Origin of the sequence: Pseudarthrobacter sp. DSP2-3-2b1, assembly GCF_049895945.1 — a bacterium.
Taxonomy (GTDB): domain Bacteria; phylum Actinomycetota; class Actinomycetes; order Actinomycetales; family Micrococcaceae; genus Arthrobacter.
On record NZ_JAFCTI010000008.1, the window covers coordinates 64,724 to 80,155 of the forward strand.

The following is a 15,432-nucleotide window of genomic DNA, read 5'->3' on the forward strand; positions in this document are numbered from 1 at the left end:
CCCTTGGGTGCCTACTTCTGGATGCACTGCCCGGAGGAAACAGGGGCACTCATGCCCGCGGCCTGGGACGCCACCGGGTAGAGGTCATCCATGGTGATGGCGAACCCCATCTCGGTGCCGGAGGTTGCCTTGGCGAAGATTACGCCCGCCACCAGGCCGTCCGTGGTCAGCAGCGGACCGCCGGAGTTGCCGGGCTGGACGTCACCTGCCAGGCGGTAGATCTCCTCGGGGGACGGGTTGTTCCCGTAGATATCCGGGACCAGCACCGAGGCGATGTCCTGGACCGTTGCCGGTTTGGACATGAACGGGCCGCCGTGGGGGTACCCGGCGAACGCGGCCGGGCTGCCCGCCGGAAGGTCCGTGGTCAGTCCCAGAGGCTCTGACCTCAGTCCATCAACGGCCACCACAGCGAGGTCATGTTTGGTGTCGAAGTAAACCACGCGCCCGGGCATCGCCCCGCCGCCGGCCAGCTCGACAACCGGCTCCGACACGCCCGCCACCACATGCGCGTTGGTGACCACCCGGCCCGGCGAAACCACAAAGCCCGTGCCCGTCTGGTTCTGGCCGCACTGGTAGGCGGTTCCCGCGATTTTCAGGACGGATTCAGCGGCCCGGTTCAGTGCCGCGGTATCGGTGCTGGCGTTCGGTACTGCTACCTGCGGGGCCTGGTCCAGCCCCTCGATCAGCGTGGGAATTCCGTTGCCAATCACCGTTGAACGCAGCTGGGCCATGGTGGCCTTCAGCGGAACAGGGGTCAGGCCGTCGATGTACCGGATGACCTTGGACTCAGCCAGCTGCTGGGAAACAAACGGAACGCCCAGGGAGCTGATGCTGAAAGCCAGCATGGACATGACCAAGGCCGAGACCACCACATTGGCTGCGCCGCCTATAAGCCGGTCCGCTGCGCGCAGCGGCCGGATCCGCACGGCGCCGCGGATTTTCCGCCCGATCATGGTCCCCGTGCCGTGCCCCACGGCCATCAGTACGACGGCGGCGGCCACGATTGCGGTGAGCCTCCAGCCGGAGTCGTCCACAAAGTCGCTGACCAGCGGAACGGCAAAAAAGGCGGCCACGGCGCCTGCGGCAAAACCCACAATTCCGCCCAGTGTCACCAGAAACCCGTTGCGCAGGCCATAGATCAGGTACGACAGCAGGGCCAGGATCAGCACCAGGTCCAGAACGGTCAAGCCAAACACCAAGGCTCCTTATTTACGGTTGACTCCCAATTCTAGTGGCGCTGGCTGACATTATTCTGTGGATTCCCGCCGCACCGGGGCCAGCCCTACGTAAAAGCCCACGCAGTGTGAGGTAAGCGTCCTCCGGCAGTTCAAACAGGCCTCCGGACCGGCGCTTCACGGCGAATCGGCTGCCAAGTACGTCACAGAACCGCCAAAATTCTGAAACAATGGCACAAGCGCCACAGCCGAAACTTTTATTCAGGAGATTTTATGGACATCGAGGTACTGCGCCGAGCGCCCCTTTTCGCCACGCTCGACGACGAAGCGTTCCGTTTGCTGACGGATGAGCTGACCGAGGTGGACCTTTCCCGCGGCGCCTCAGTGTTCCGCGAGGGCGATCAAGGGGACCAGCTCTACTTCATCGTCTCCGGCAAGGTGAAGCTTGGCCGTACCTCCCCCGACGGCAGGGAATCCCTCCTCGCCATCCTGGGCCCGGGTGAACTGTTCGGCGAAATGGCACTGTTTGACCCCAGCCCCCGCACGGCCACTGCAACGGCCGTCTCCGAAACCCGCCTGGCCGGCCTGAAGAACGAGAGCCTCAACGCCCTCCTGCGCACCCGCCCGGAGGTCTCGGCCCAGCTGCTGCAGGCCCTGGCCCGCCGCCTCCGCCGCACCAACGACTCCCTGTCCGATCTGGTCTTCTCCGATGTTCCCGGCCGCGTTGCCAAAGCGCTTTTGGACCTCGCCGACCGCTTCGGCCGCCCGGCAACTGACGGCGTCCTGGTGGCCCACGAGCTCACGCAGGAAGAGCTGGCCCAGCTGGTGGGCGCGTCCCGCGAGACGGTCAACAAGGCCCTGGCCGAGTTCGTGCAGCGCGGCTGGCTCCGTCTCGAGGCCCGCGCCGTGGTCATCCTGGACATGCAGCGCCTCCGCCAGCGCTCCCGCTAAACGAGCTAGTCTGCCGGCCCGAGGCCGACATCCTCCGCGTGCTGCTCCTTCGTCGCTTTGACGCACGCTTCCGGATGCCGGACCTCGGGCCTTTCTGCGTCCGCTGCCCAGGGCGCGCGGCCAAGGCGGGCATAAAATTAAGTCAGAGCGTTTGCGCTGGGCGGCAGTCTTTCGCGTAGGAGCGCATCGGGATCCAGAGGTCGCTCAGCGACCGAAGGTTCCCCTATGGGTCGTGTCTAAGCGACGGCGGAAGGCTGACGGACAGCCGACAGACTGGGTGACCGGGGTTAGCGGTCGCGCTGGGGATCGCCGGCTACGGTTTTCGCGGCTTCGACTTCGAGCATCAGCTTGCCGTCCTCTTCCACGAGCGCCGGCTGGTAGACGTGCGGCTTGCGCTTGTAGCTGAGGTAGGCGATGCAGCCGTTCGCAGCGGCCATCTTCTCGAGCATGATCTCGGACCCGGGCACCAGGAGTTGGCTCAGGGTCAGGCCAACGGTGTTTTCCTGGCCCACTTCATCGCCGAGGTTGGTGGTGTCCCGTTCGGCGATCACCTTCGTGGCGCACACCCAGCGGCCCCACACGCCCTTGTTTTCCAGCAGCGTGGGCTGCTGGTTCATGGGCACCGTGGCGGCGAAGTAGCGGGTGTCGAACCGGTGGTGCGCGAAGTCCGGGCTGCGCCAGTTGACCAGCGGCTTGAGCAGGTCGGTCCGTAAATACAATCCGCGCTTGGACAGCAACTCGCTGAACGTCTTCTCCTGATCGGCTACGGCCACGCGGGCACGCATCCACTCCTGGCTTGACGTGGCTTCCACGGTGCTGGACATGTCAGGACCGGCCAGCAGCACCCCGGTTTCCTCGAACAGTTCGCGGATGGCGCCCACCACGTGCCGCCGCGCCAGCCCGACGTCGGCCGTTCCCATCTGCTCAGCCCAGTACTGGGGTGAGGGGCCCAGCCAGCCGATGGCGTCGTCGTCGGACGCGTCCAGCGAGCCGCCGGGGAAGGCAAGCACCCCCAGCGGCGAGGAACCCGGCCGGTAGCCGAGCCACGTTTCCAGACCCGTCGGAGAATCGCGCAGCAGGATGACGGAGGAAGCGTAGCGGGCGGCACGCGGGGTCCGCTCACCGTGGTCTATCCAGCTTCGTGCCGCCCCTTCAAGATCTGGCGGGAGGACAAACAGGCGTCGGGCGAGCTGAGGCAAAGGAAGCGACCGGTCCTAGCTGAATTCGGCGATCAGTTCGACCTCGACCGGCGAGTCGAGGGGCAAAACTGCCACGCCGACGGCGGAACGGGCGTGCTGCCCCGCCTCGCCCAAGACGCGTCCCAGGAGGTCGGAGGCACCGTTGATGACACCGGGCTGCCCGGTGAAGGTGGGATCGGAGGAGACGAATCCCACAACCTTGACGATCCGGGTAATCCTGTCGAGGTCGCCGATGACGCTTTTCACGGCCGCCAGCGCGTTCACGGCGCAGATGGCTGCGAAGCGCTGGGCGTCCTCGGGCGACACTGTGGGCTCCTCGGCGTAGCCTTCGGTACCGGTGGACACCTTGCCCGTGGCCTCAAGTTTGCCGTTCACAAACGGCAACTGGCCGGAGGTGTAGACGTGGTTGCCGGAAATCACGGCAGGTACGTAGGCGGCTACCGGAGCTGCAACCTCCGGCAGGGTCAGTCCCAGTTCGGCGAGGCGTTGCTCGACGGCCGAAACGGGCGTTGCAACCGGGGTTGAATCCTGTGAATCTGTAGAGCCCGAAGTGGTTTCTGCGGGGGTGCTCATTGCTACTGCTTCTCCCTCTTAAGGTAAGCAACCAGGCCGTTGCCGTCAGGTCCGGTGACGACCTGCACAAGCTCCCAGCCGTCCTCTCCCCACTGGTCCAGGATCTGCTTTGTGGCGTGAATAATGAGCGGAATCGTGGCGTACTCCCATTTGGTCATGAAAGAAAGACTAGTCCTTGCCGGTAAAGTGGAAAACATGGTGACTCGTAAGAACCCCATTTTCGACACAGCCACTACCCTCGGAAAGATTTTAGTCTTCCTTGGCGTGAGCGCTATTTGCGGTGTCCTGGTGGCTGGCCTGCTGGTTCCGGCTGCGGCCGTCTCCGGCAGTGCAGCAAGCGGTTCGATCGAGTTCTTCGACACCCTTCCGGCTGAGCTGCAGGTTGACCCGCCGAGCCAGTCAACCAAGATCCTCGCCGCGGACGGCAGCCTGATCGCGAACCTCTACGAGGAAAACCGCACCAAGGTAGCCCTGGACCAGATCTCGCCGTTCATGAAGGACGCCGTCATCGCTGTCGAGGACAGCCGGTTCACCGAGCACGGCGGCGTGGACACCACGGGCATCCTCCGCGCCCTTGTGAGCACGGCCCGCGGGAACAAGCAGGGTGCCTCCACCATCACCCAGCAGTACGTGAACAACGTCCTGAACTCCAACCTCGCCGCGGCCGGCAAGGACGAGGACATCAAGCTCAACGGTGTCAACAAGGGCGTGGGCGACAAACTCCGCGAGATGAAGCTCGCCATCGCCCTGGAGAAGGAATTCAGCAAGGACCAGATCCTTGAGGGTTACCTGAACATCGTCTTCTTCAACCGCGACGCCTACGGCATTGAAGCCGCGTCCAAGTTCTTCTTCAGCACCACCGCCAAGGACCTGACGCTTCCGCAGGCCGCCCTCCTGGCAGGCCTCGTCAACAGCCCCTCCGCCTTTGATCCCATCAACAACCCGGAGAACGCCCAACAGCGCCGCGACCTGGTACTGAGCCTGATGCTGGACCAGCAGAAGATCACCCAGGCCGATTACGACGCCGCCGTGGCCACGCCGGTGGAAACGAAGGTCACACCCTCCCGCCAGGGCTGCGCCTACGCCACCACAGCGCCGTACTTCTGTGATTACGTGCTCCACCTCCTGCTGAACAACCCGGCCTATGGTGCCGACCTCGAAGAGCGCACCAATGCTGTGTTCCGCGGCGGCCTGACCATCACCACCACGCTGGACGTCAACGCGCAGAACGTTGCCCAGGCTGAATCGGACGCTGCTGCCGGCGCCAACCCGGACAACTGGGGCGCCTCGATCGTCTCCGTGCAGCCCAACAGCGGCAAGATCCTGAACATGGCGCAGAACACGTCCTTCCTGCCGGTTGAGGGCAAGTTCAACCAGACCCAGAACTTCAACGTGGACAAACTGGACAAGGACGGCAACGACCTCAACGGCCTGGGCGGTTTCCAGCCCGGTTCCACCATGAAGCCCTTTACGTTCGCCCAATGGCTGAACGAGGGCAAGACCATCAACGCGAACATCAACGCTTCCGTGCGCCGGTATCCACAGAACTTCCCGTGGAAGAACACCTGCCCGGAGCCCACCGTGGGCTGGTATGACGCCAGGGTTTCCGGCAGCTTCGACCTGCAGAACTCCGACGAGGGCTACTACCGGAACATGACCGTCCTCTACGGCCTGATGAACTCGATCAACACCGCAACGTTCGCGTCCGCGGCACAGGTTGACCTCTGCGGTATCCAGAAGATCGTGGATGCCGTGGGTATCCACGGTGGCCTGCCCACGGCTGAGGACCCCAACCCCAAGGTCAAGATGACCACCCTGGCCAACCTGATCGGTTCCACCCAGACAGCCCCGCTGACCATGGCCTCTGCATTCGCCACGTTCGCCAATGACGGCAAGTACTGCGAGCCCATCGCCATCACCTCGGTCACGGACCAGACCGGCGCGCAGCTTCCGGCGCAGTCCACCAGCTGCCGGGACGCCGTCAAGCCCGAGGTTGCCCGAGGCGTCGCCTACGCGATGCAGGAGGTGCTCAACGGAGGCTCGGGTTCCCTGATCCAGCCCCGCCTGTCCACCAAGACCAACTTCCCGGTGGCTGCCAAGACCGGCACCAACGACTCCAACGGCTCCACCTGGGTGGTCGGTTACACCACCGGCGTGTCCACCGCGGCGTGGTTCGGCGACCCGCTGGCTGACCAGCTCCGCCCGGGCCGGAACCTGACAATCAACGGCAAGTTCTACAAGGCTATTGACGGCTACATGATCGCCGGGCCCATGTTCTCCAAGTACATGGCCCAGGTGGCACCGGCGTACGGCACGAATCCGTTCACTGCGCCGCCCTCCAACATGCTGAACGGGACACCGGCCAGGACAACACCGAACACGCCGTCATCACCGGCCACGGCGCCGGCCCCTGCACCGGCGCCCACCACTGCGCCTTCGGCGGATCCTGCTCCGGGCAACAGCGAAAAGAAGGACTAGCCGCTGATGGCATTCAGCCCTGCTTTGGCCAGCCGCGCCCGGAACATCGGGCGCGGCTTTGCCGTCACCGCCGCCGCCGGAACCACGGCCGGCCTCGCCGCGTTCGGCTACGGGCTCTGGGAGAAAAACCAGTTTGTCCTGCGTGAGGAAACGCTGCCCATCCTGCCCGCGGGCCAGGCACCGTTCAGGGTCCTGCACCTGAGCGACATCCATTTTGTTCCCGGGCAGGACACCAAGGCGCAATGGCTCGAATCGCTGGCCTCGCTGAAGCCGGACCTGGTGGTCAACACCGGAGACAACCTCAGCCATGCCAAGGGCGTTGACCCGCTGCTGAAGGCACTGCGCCCGCTGCTGGAATTTCCCGGCGTGTTCGTTCCGGGCTCCAACGACTACTACGCCCCTACCTTGAAGAATCCCGCCACCTACCTGCTGGGTCCGTCCAGGGCGAAGCACAACCCGGTCGAGCTGGACTGGCCGCGGCTGCGCTCGGGGTTCGGCATGGGCGGCTGGGTTGACCTCACCAACCGGCACCAGTCGATAGTGCTCAACGGGATCCGGTTCGATTTCTCCGGCGTGGACGATCCGCACCTGAAGCGGGAGCGCTACGCCGGCTGGCCCCGGGGCACCCGCAACCAGGACCAAAACGCCCACCTCCGCGTCGCCGTCATCCACGCCCCGTATCAGCGTGTGCTGGACCACTTCACCCAGGACGGCGCGGACCTGCTCCTCGCCGGCCACACCCATGGCGGCCAGCTCTGCATCCCGGGCTACGGCGCACTGGTGTCCAACTGCGATCTCCCCACGTGGCGGGCCAAGGGCCTGAACGACTGGGAAAGCAACGGACGTACGACGCCGGTGAACGTCTCGGGCGGTATCGGCACCTCCCGTTTCGCTCCCATCCGCATCGCCTGCAAGCCCGAAGCTGTCCTGCTGACACTTACTTCACGCGAATAATCCCGTAGCGAGTGAGTCCTCTCACTCCATGGCATAGGGTAGTTGCTACGGGAAACTACATTCGTTTTAGAGTATGAGAAGCGGGCATGGCCAAGCAGACCTCATTTTTTAGATCCATCAGCCGTCTTTACCCCCACGTCAAGCCGATTATCCCCCGCCTGGTGCTGGGGCTTGTCTGTGCGTTGCTGGCGAGCATCGTTGCGCTGACCATCCCCCAGGTGCTCCGTGTCCTGGTCAATGAGTCGCTCAAACCGGGCGGCGCCTCGAGCGCGGTGTGGATGGCCGCCGTCGTCATCCTTGCCCTTGGTATCACCGAGGCGGTCCTCGTGGCGCTCCGCCGGCAGTTCGTGATCAACCCGGCCACCACCGTGGAGACGAACATGCGGGTGACCTTGTATGGGCATCTGCAGGACCTGACGGTGTCCTTCCATGACCGGTGGGGTTCGGGGCAGTTGCTCTCCCGCGCCATGACGGATCTGAACTTCCTGCGCCGCTGGATGGCGTTCGGGGCCATCATGCTGGTGGTCACCACACTGACCGTGATCATCGGCATCGCCGTCATGTTCTCCATGAGCTGGCAACTGGCCTTGATCTTCCTGGCCGCAGCTGTGCCAATCATGGCGTTCAGCTTCCGTTTCCGTACCCGCTTCAGCAAGGTGGCCCGCCGCAGCCAGGACCAGGCGGGCGATCTCGCCACCACGGTGGAGGAATCTGTCCACGGCATCCGGGTCCTGAAGGCGTTCGGCCGGAGCCGCGAGGCCCTGGAGAATTTCAACGAACAGGCGGAGGAACTCCGCCAGACCGAGATCGCCAAAGCCCGGCATCAGGCCACGTTCACCATGGTGGTCACCCTGCTGCCCGAACTGGCCCTCGGCGCAGGCCTGGTGGTCGGTGTGATGCTGGTAGCCAGCGGCGAGCTGAGCATCGGCGCCCTGGTGGCCTTCTTCGCCACTGCCGCAGTCATGGCCACACCGGTGGAGTTCTCCGGCATGCTGCTGGCCATGGCGCTCACGGCCAAAACAGCCCTGGACCGGCACTTCGAGGTCATGGACACGGCAAACACCATCACCAGCCCGGCGTCGCCGCGAAAGCCCGCGCAGCTCAGGGGCGCCCTCAGCTTCAACAACGCCACTTTCGCCTTTGAGGATGCCCCGGACAAGCCCATCCTCAAGGACATCAACCTGGACGTCCGGCCAGGCGAAACCATGGCGCTGGTGGGCATCACCGGAAGCGGCAAGAGCGCACTGATCCAACTGGTGCCCCGGCTGTACGACGTCACCGCCGGTTCCATCACCATCGACGGCGTGGACCTGCGCGAGTTCGACGTCGAGCAGCTCCGCCGCCTGGTTGCCGTAGCTTTCGAGGACACCACGCTGTTCTCAAGTTCTGTGCGCGACAACGTGCTGCTGGGCGCGCAGGACCGCACCGATGAAGCCCTGGACGAGGCCCTGGACGTGGCGCAGGCGCACTTTGCGTACTCGCTCCCGGAGGGTGTGGACACCCTGATCGGCGAGGAGGGCCTGAGCCTGTCCGGCGGCCAGCGCCAGCGGCTCGCCCTGGCCCGTGCCATCGCAGCACGGCCTCGCGTCCTGGTGCTGGATGATCCGCTGTCCGCCCTTGACGTCCACACCGAGGAGTTGGTGGAAACGCGGCTCCGAGCGGTCCTGAAGGACACCACCACCCTGATCGTGGCGCACCGCCCGTCCACTGTTGCCCTGGCCGACCGGGTGGCGTTGCTCGAGGGCGGCCGGATCGCCGCCGTCGGAACCCACACCGAACTGTTGGCAAACAGCCCCCACTACCGCTACGTCATCGCCAGCCTGGACCGGGAACCACGTGACCTGGATTCGGAACTTTCGGAGCTTGAGGAAGAGGCAGATTCAAAGTCAGAGGAAATCACGCGATGACCACCACCACCTTCGGCACCGCCAACGAGGACAACGCCCACCTCAGCAAGAGCGACAGTAAGACCGTACGACGGCGGTCGCTCGCCCTGCTTGCCGTGCTGATCCGTCCCGTGCGCCTCAAGTTCTGGCTGACGATCGCCATGGTGGTCCTCTCGCAGGCCGCCCGCGTCGCCGGGCCGGCGCTGATCGCGTTCGGCATCGACCGCGCCCTCCCGGCCCTGCGTGCCGGGGACAACGTGCCGCTGGTGCTCACCGGCGTCGCGTACCTGCTTGCCGCTATCGCGACGGCGGGACTCACCGCTTTGTACGTCACCGCCACCGCACGGCTCAGCCAGGCCATGTTGCTGGACCTGCGGGTCCGGGTCTTCCAGCACACCCAGCGGCTCAGCCTCGAATTCCACGAAAAGTACACCTCAGGCAGGATCATTGCCCGGCAGACCTCGGACCTGGAGGCCCTGCGCGAACTCCTCGATTCCGGCGTCAGCTCATTGGCCTCGGGCATGCTGTTTATGGTCTTCACTGCCATCACCGTCTTCGCGCTCGACTGGCGCAGTGGACTGCTGGTGCTCGCAGCGGGCGTACCCATGTACTTCCTGGCCCGCTGGTACCAAAAGCACTCCCAGATCGCTTTCCGCGAATCACGGGTGGTTTCAGCGCGCCTGATCGTGCACTTCGTGGAAACCATGACCGGGATCCGTGCTGTGAAGGCCTTCCGCAAGGAACGCGAGAACGCCGAACAGTTCGGCAAATACTCGGATGACTACCGGCGGGTCACCGTACGGTCCATCAACCTGAACGGCATCTTCCAGCCGGGCCTGGTGCTGATCGGCAACGTCTGCGTGGCCGTGGTGCTCCTGTTCGGCGGCTTCCGGGTACTCGGCGGGGATCTGGCCGTCGGCGTCCTGCTGGCCCTCATCCTGTCCACCAAGCGGTTCTTCCAGCCGGTGGACCAGATGGCCATGTTCTACAACTCCTTCCAAAGTGCCCAGGCTGCCCTGGAGAAGGTGTCCGGCCTGTTGGAGGAGGTTCCCACGGTCAGGCCGCCCAAAAATCCTGTGACCCTCCAGCATGCCCGGGGCACCATCGACTTCAAGAGCGTGGAATTCCGCTACGGCGATGGCCCCATCATCATTCCCAGCATGGACCTGCACATCGTCGCCGGCCAGACCGTCGCCCTGGTCGGTCAGACCGGCGCCGGCAAGTCCACGCTGGCTAAGCTCATTGCCCGTTTCTACGACGTCACAGCGGGCTCCCTGACGCTGGACGGCGTGGACCTACGGAACCTCAGCACCACCGATCTGCGCCGGAACATCGTGATGGTCACCCAGGAGGCGTTCCTGTTCAGCGGCTCCGTGGCGGACAACATCGCCCTTGGCCGGCCTGAAGCTTCCCGCGAAGAAATCGAAGACGCCGCCCGTGCCGTGGGGGCCCACGAATTCATCACGGAACTGCCGGAAGGATATGACACCGATGTCAACAAGCGCGGTGGCAGGGTCTCCTCAGGTCAACGGCAGCTCATCAGTTTCGCCCGCGCCTTCCTGGCCCGTCCTGCGGTGCTGATCCTGGACGAAGCCACGTCATCCCTGGACATCCCTTCCGAGCGGCTGGTCCAGAGTGGCCTGGCGCGCCTGCTGCGGTCCACCGTCGGTCCTGGCCCTACTGCCGGCGGCACCGCGTCGGCTGAGGGTTCTGAATCCACCACAGCCGGCGGCCGGACTGCGCTGATCATCGCGCACCGGCTTTCCACCGTGGAAACGGCTGACCGCGTCCTGGTGGTCCACGACGGACGCATTGTGGAGGACGGCACACCGGCTGACCTGATCGGCGGCGGCGGACGGTTCGCAGACCTCCATGGCGCCTGGAAGGACTCCCTGGTCTAGGGATCCGGTCCCCCGTGCCCGCCGGGTTTCCCCATCTTTGAGGGGCGACGTCGGCGGTTCACCGTCGGATACGCGCTGTCGCTGGGCAAAGCGGGGGAACACCAGCGCCGCCGATTTCGCATCCAGGCCCGGCGTCGGCTATTCTTGTAAAGTTGCTTTTGCAGCGGATCGGGATGTGGCGCAGCTTGGTAGCGCGCGTCGTTCGGGACGACGAGGTCGCAGGTTCAAATCCTGTCATCCCGACCAAAGGAAAGAGGGTCTCCCCGGGAAGACCCTCTTTTTTGTCACTTTTTCGCATCGGTCAGGGCACAGAAAAGCCCCGGTGCTTGGGACTCGTGCACCGGGGCTTCTCCTGTTGAGTGGTTACTTAGGCCGGGTCGGGCCAGATGCCGGTGTAGGTGGTGTAAGCAGTGCCCTTGCCCTTCTTATCGGCCTTCGAGGAAGCCGGGTCCGGCCAGATGCCGGTTGCTGCCGATACACCTGAGGAGTCAGATACGGAACCTGCGGACAGGACGGCCGGGGCCGCTGCGGAGAATGCCAAGGCGCCTGCCAGGACGGCAGCCGCAGCTATCTTCTTAAACATATGTAGTCCTCAATACGAGTCGGATTCGTTACAAAGTCAGCACGTCCTTGTTGACACCTATTGTAAAATGTCTTCCACAGGGACTGTCAAGCTTTGTGTACATATGCTGTCCAGAATAAGGAGGATTTCCCGTGGGCAACGGATTCGGGGAGAAGCTCCGAGCAGAGCGGCTCGAACGTGGGCTGACCCAGGCCGAACTGGGTAGGGACCTCTATTCCCCGAGCTACATTTCTCTCCTGGAAACCGGCCGCAGGGAGCCTACGGCCGAGGTCATCGAGGAACTGGCCCGCCGGTTGGAACTCGCGCCGAAAGCCCTGGAAGCCTGGAGCCAGCCAATCACCGTCAGTGACGCCGAGTATGTACTGGCAGGCCTCTACGCGCGGCAGGCTTGGGACCTGAGAGATTACCCGCTCGCCGCCAGCCATGCAGCCAACGCGGCCCAAATTGCCCTCGAAGGGAAAAACACCAGCGCCTGGTGGAACATGACCTACATGCAAGCAGAATGCTTGCTCAAGCACGGCGACCTCCAGGAGTGCCAGCAGATCGTGGAGCGGTTGCTGGAGCATCCCATGGCAAGGGAGTCAGCGGGCCTCGGCGTAAGGGCCCGGCAGATGCTTGCTGCAGTGTTCCACCGCCAGGGCCAACTGTCCCTCGCAGTAGACCATGCACTTGAAGCCGTGAACCTTTCATCCCAACTGCCCCAAAGTTCGACGGTCTCCATCGGGGCACACCGCATCCTCATCGGTGCACTGGCAGAGAGCGGCCGGCTGGACGAGGCGTGGCGCTACTGCCAGGTTCTGGCGGAGCACGTGGACGAAAATGCGATGGCCCAACTCGCGGGCGAAGTGGCCTGGGTGATCGGCAACGTCGCATTTATTCGCCACGACTACACCGAGGGTGTCAAACACCACGAGCGTGCGGCCAAACTGTTGTCACCAGCCAATGACATTGAACTGTGGGCACGCTTCAACAAGGCCTCGGCAACTGTGCGGCTCTCAGCCGGGATTGTGGAGCCGGAGACATTGGCTTCCATTGAACGAGCGGAACTTGCCTTTTCCATCGTCAACGGCACCAAAGGCGATGAGCTGGAGGTCGCCTTCATCCGCGCCCGCTGGCTGTACCTCACCGGGGATATCGTCGCCGCCATCCAGAAGTTGCGCGAGATCCATGCCGAGGCCGATTCGCTGGCCAAGCACACCGCGGGCGAGGTAGCTCTCCTGCTGGGCAAATCCCTCAAGGCAGCCGGCGAACCTGACGAAGCCCTCGTGTATCTTCACGAAGCTCAGAAGGACTTCAGCTCAGCCGGGGCCCAGGACAGGGTCCAGCAGGCACTGGACTCGATCCTGGAGATCCGGCTCGCCCAGGAGCGGTCGGCCGCCGCGGCGAAAAACGCCAAAGCAAGCTGACCGGAGCAGGCTGACGCGAAGGTCGGCCAACTCAAAAGACGGCTAGGAAAAAGCCTTGCCGGTCAGCTTCTCGTAAGCTTCTACGTAGCGGCTGCGGGTGCGGGCCACAACGTCCGCGGGCAACGCTGGCGGTGGGGTGTCCGAGTTCCTGTCCCAGCCGGACTCGGCCGAGGTCAGCCAGTCGCGGACATACTGCTTGTCATATGACGGCTGGGCTTTGCCCGGCTCATAGGTGGCTGCATCCCAGAAGCGGGAGGAATCCGGGGTAAGGACTTCATCGCCCAGGGTGATGGCGCCGGACACTGCGTCGTAGCCGAATTCCACTTTGGTGTCGGCCAGGAGGATGCCGCGTTCGCGGGCAATTTTCTCGGCCGCCGTGTAGATCTTCAGGGTCAGCTCACTGAGCCGCCCGGCGATGTCGTCGCCCACCATGGCCACAACGTCGTCATAGGAGATGTTCTCGTCGTGCTCCCCCACCTCGGCCTTGGCTGAGGGCGTGAAGATGGCCTGTTCCAGCCGTGACCCGTCCACCAGGCCCTCGGGCAACGGGATTTCGCAGACCGTCCCGTGGGCGTTGTACTCCAGCAACCCGGACCCGGTGAGGTAGCCGCGGGCGATGCACTCCACGGGGAACATGTCCAGCTTCTTGCAGATCATTGCGCGGCCCTCCACGGCCGCGGGCACGCCGTCCGCAACGGTGGACCCCAGCACGTGGTGGACCACGACAAGCTGATCGAACCACCAGAGGCTCAGCTGGGTGAGGATGCGGCCCTTGTCCGGGATCTCGCTCTCCAGGACGTGATCGAAGGCGCTGATACGGTCGCTGGCCACCACCAGGACGCAATCCTGCCCCACCTGCTGGCGGATGGCTTCGTCGGCCGGCTCGTAGAGGTCACGGACTTTGCCGGAGTAGATGTGCGTCCAGCCCGGCAGATCCAGGGTGGGGGTGTTGAAGCCGCGCTGCGGGATATTTTCGGTCATGCTATGCCTTCGCCTTCGTCACGGGCAGCGATGTGGTTGCCGTGGACGCAACCTTGATCTCGCCGCGGGCCGCCTTCCGTCCAATGTCGGTCCGGAACTGGGAGCCTTCGAGCTGAACCAGTTCCACGCCGTCGTACGCCCGTTCCCGGGCCTCCACGAGGTCCGTGCCGAGCGCAACAACCGCAAGCACCCGGCCGCCAGCGGAGACCACCTTGCCTTCGTCGTCGAGCGCGGTACCCGCATGGATCACGTGCACGCCCTCAAGGGCTTCCGCCTTCTTGAGGCCGCGGATGCGGTCGCCGGTGCGCGGCTTGTCCGGGTAGTTTTCGGACGCGACGACGACGGCGACGGCGGTCTCCTTGGACCAGCGCAGCTCCGCCGCTTTATCCAGTTCGCCCTTCGCGGCTGCCAGGAGCAGCGCACCGAGCGGGGTCTTGAGCCGGGCCAGGACCGCCTGCGTTTCGGGATCGCCGAAGCGGACGTTGAACTCGATGACCCGGGTGCCGCGCGAGGTCAGGGCCAGGCCAACGAACAGCACACCCACGAACGGGGTACCGCGGTGGGCCATCTCCTTGACGGTGGGCTGGGCGACGCGATCGATGACTTCGTCCACCAGTCCGGCGGGCGCCCATTCGAGCGGGGTGTACGCGCCCATGCCGCCGGTGTTGGGGCCTTCGTCGTTGTCGAAGATGCGCTTGAAGTCCTGCGCCGGGGAAAGCGCCACGGTGTTGCGGCCATCGCACAGCACGAAGACAGAGACCTCGGGGCCGTCCAGGAATTCCTCGATGACCACGGTTCCGCCGGCGTCGAAGCAGGCCTGGGCGTGTGCCAGTGCTTCGTCGCGATTCTTGGTGACCACAACGCCCTTGCCTGCTGCCAGGCCGTCATCCTTCACCACATACGGTGCACCGAAGGTGTCCAGCGCCGAGGCTGCTTCCTCCGCGTTCGTGGCCACCAGTGCCATGGCCGTGGGCACGCCGGCTTCGGCCATGATTTCCTTGGCGAATGCCTTGGAGGCTTCGAGCTGGGCCGCGGCCTTGCTGGGCCCGAAGACAGGAATACCGGCCTCACGGACTGCATCCGATACCCCGGCAGCGAGCGGGGCTTCGGGGCCCACCACCACGAGGTCGACGCCGAGCCTGGTGGCCAGCGCCGCGACGGCGTCGGGATCATTCCCGTCGACCTTGTGGGTGGGGACCAGTTTGCTGATGCCGGCGTTGCCGGGAGCAGAGTGGACCTCGGACACGTTGGGGTCGGCGAGCAGGGAGCGGACAATGGCGTGTTCGCGGCCTCCGGGGCCGATGACGAGTACCTTCACAGTCTCCAAGGGTACTTTGTGCACCCT

13 protein-coding genes and 1 tRNA gene are annotated in these 15,432 nt (G+C 64.6%); 7 read left to right on the forward strand and 7 right to left on the reverse strand.

Annotated elements, in window-relative coordinates; genetic code table 11:
* Positions 1–11: 11 nt before the first annotated feature.
* Complete coding sequence (locus ACP7AX_RS11500; protein ID WP_426226585.1) at positions 12–1,196, reverse strand: MarP family serine protease; 1,185 nt, start codon at positions 1,194–1,196, stop codon at positions 12–14.
* A 252-nt stretch (positions 1,197–1,448) separates the two neighbouring features.
* On the opposite strand from ACP7AX_RS11500, the gene ACP7AX_RS11505 reads away from it, so the two are divergent.
* Positions 1,449–2,126: a Crp/Fnr family transcriptional regulator gene (locus ACP7AX_RS11505; protein ID WP_011693220.1), complete on the forward strand. Its 678-nt coding sequence runs from the start codon at positions 1,449–1,451 to the stop codon at positions 2,124–2,126.
* A gap of 287 nt (positions 2,127–2,413) precedes the next feature.
* Here ACP7AX_RS11505 and ACP7AX_RS11510 read toward each other — a convergent pair whose 3' ends face one another.
* From ACP7AX_RS11510 to ACP7AX_RS11520, 3 genes are read right to left on the reverse strand one after another with little or no spacing between them, the layout of a single operon-like run.
* Positions 2,414–3,325, reverse strand: coding sequence for an NUDIX hydrolase (locus ACP7AX_RS11510; RefSeq protein ID WP_131684445.1), 912 nt, complete (start codon positions 3,323–3,325; stop codon positions 2,414–2,416).
* A gap of 15 nt (positions 3,326–3,340) precedes the next feature.
* On the reverse strand, positions 3,341–3,898 hold the full coding sequence (locus tag ACP7AX_RS11515) for a RidA family protein (RefSeq protein WP_426226586.1): 558 nt from the start codon (positions 3,896–3,898) through the stop codon (positions 3,341–3,343).
* A 2-nt stretch (positions 3,899–3,900) separates the two neighbouring features.
* Complete coding sequence (locus tag ACP7AX_RS11520; protein WP_011693223.1) at positions 3,901–4,056, reverse strand: DUF4177 domain-containing protein; 156 nt, start codon at positions 4,054–4,056, stop codon at positions 3,901–3,903.
* Between the two features lie 37 nt (positions 4,057–4,093).
* On the opposite strand from ACP7AX_RS11520, the gene ACP7AX_RS11525 reads away from it, so the two are divergent.
* From ACP7AX_RS11525 to ACP7AX_RS11545, 5 genes are all read left to right on the forward strand, one after another.
* Positions 4,094–6,376: a transglycosylase domain-containing protein gene (locus tag ACP7AX_RS11525; RefSeq protein ID WP_426226587.1), complete on the forward strand. Its 2,283-nt coding sequence runs from the start codon at positions 4,094–4,096 to the stop codon at positions 6,374–6,376.
* Between the two features lie 6 nt (positions 6,377–6,382).
* Positions 6,383–7,330, forward strand: a complete 948-nt coding sequence (locus tag ACP7AX_RS11530) for a metallophosphoesterase (protein ID WP_426226588.1) — start codon at positions 6,383–6,385, stop codon at positions 7,328–7,330.
* Positions 7,331–7,416: 86 nt separating this feature from the next.
* Positions 7,417–9,237, forward strand: coding sequence for an ABC transporter ATP-binding protein (locus ACP7AX_RS11535; protein WP_426226589.1), 1,821 nt, complete (start codon positions 7,417–7,419; stop codon positions 9,235–9,237).
* Positions 9,234–11,117 (forward strand): ABC transporter ATP-binding protein, encoded by a 1,884-nt coding sequence (locus ACP7AX_RS11540; protein ID WP_426226590.1) that lies wholly within the window; start codon positions 9,234–9,236, stop codon positions 11,115–11,117. Before ACP7AX_RS11535 ends, ACP7AX_RS11540 begins: the two co-directional genes overlap by 4 nt.
* 169 nt (positions 11,118–11,286) lie before the next feature.
* Positions 11,287–11,363, forward strand: a tRNA-Pro gene (locus ACP7AX_RS11545).
* 121 nt (positions 11,364–11,484) lie between these two features.
* On the opposite strand, the gene ACP7AX_RS11550 is transcribed toward ACP7AX_RS11545, so the two are convergent.
* On the reverse strand, positions 11,485–11,700 hold the full coding sequence (locus tag ACP7AX_RS11550; protein WP_426226591.1) for a hypothetical protein: 216 nt from the start codon (positions 11,698–11,700) through the stop codon (positions 11,485–11,487).
* Positions 11,701–11,831: 131 nt separating this feature from the next.
* On the opposite strand from ACP7AX_RS11550, the gene ACP7AX_RS11555 reads away from it, so the two are divergent.
* The gene (locus ACP7AX_RS11555; protein WP_426226592.1) at positions 11,832–13,106 is read left to right on the forward strand and encodes a helix-turn-helix domain-containing protein; all 1,275 of its coding nucleotides are present in this window, start codon (positions 11,832–11,834) and stop codon (positions 13,104–13,106) included.
* Positions 13,107–13,148: 42 nt separating this feature from the next.
* Here ACP7AX_RS11555 and ACP7AX_RS11560 read toward each other — a convergent pair whose 3' ends face one another.
* Both ACP7AX_RS11560 and purD read right to left on the reverse strand, forming a co-directional pair.
* Positions 13,149–14,087 (reverse strand): phosphoribosylaminoimidazolesuccinocarboxamide synthase, encoded by a 939-nt coding sequence (locus tag ACP7AX_RS11560; protein ID WP_426226593.1) that lies wholly within the window; start codon positions 14,085–14,087, stop codon positions 13,149–13,151.
* 1 nt (position 14,088) lies between these two features.
* Complete coding sequence (purD, locus tag ACP7AX_RS11565) at positions 14,089–15,405, reverse strand: phosphoribosylamine--glycine ligase (protein WP_131684517.1); 1,317 nt, start codon at positions 15,403–15,405, stop codon at positions 14,089–14,091.
* Between the last annotated feature and the right edge of the window lie 27 nt (positions 15,406–15,432).

Bases quoted from the DNA above. Each gene is read 5' to 3' on its own strand.
- ACP7AX_RS11550 (WP_426226591.1), bottom strand. From the start codon at position 11,700: ATGTTTAAGAAGATAGCTGCGGCTGCCGTCCTGGCAGGCGCCTTGGCA.
- ACP7AX_RS11515 (WP_426226586.1), bottom strand. From the start codon at position 3,898: ATGAGCACCCCCGCAGAAACCACTTCGGGCTCTACAGATTCACAGGAT.
- ACP7AX_RS11530 (WP_426226588.1), top strand. From the start codon at position 6,383: ATGGCATTCAGCCCTGCTTTGGCCAGCCGCGCCCGGAACATCGGGCGC.
- ACP7AX_RS11520 (WP_011693223.1), bottom strand. From the start codon at position 4,056: ATGACCAAATGGGAGTACGCCACGATTCCGCTCATTATTCACGCCACA.
- ACP7AX_RS11525 (WP_426226587.1), top strand. From the start codon at position 4,094: ATGGTGACTCGTAAGAACCCCATTTTCGACACAGCCACTACCCTCGGA.
- ACP7AX_RS11560 (WP_426226593.1), bottom strand. From the start codon at position 14,087: ATGACCGAAAATATCCCGCAGCGCGGCTTCAACACCCCCACCCTGGAT.
- ACP7AX_RS11535 (WP_426226589.1), top strand. From the start codon at position 7,417: ATGGCCAAGCAGACCTCATTTTTTAGATCCATCAGCCGTCTTTACCCC.
- ACP7AX_RS11505 (WP_011693220.1), top strand. From the start codon at position 1,449: ATGGACATCGAGGTACTGCGCCGAGCGCCCCTTTTCGCCACGCTCGAC.
- ACP7AX_RS11540 (WP_426226590.1), top strand. From the start codon at position 9,234: ATGACCACCACCACCTTCGGCACCGCCAACGAGGACAACGCCCACCTC.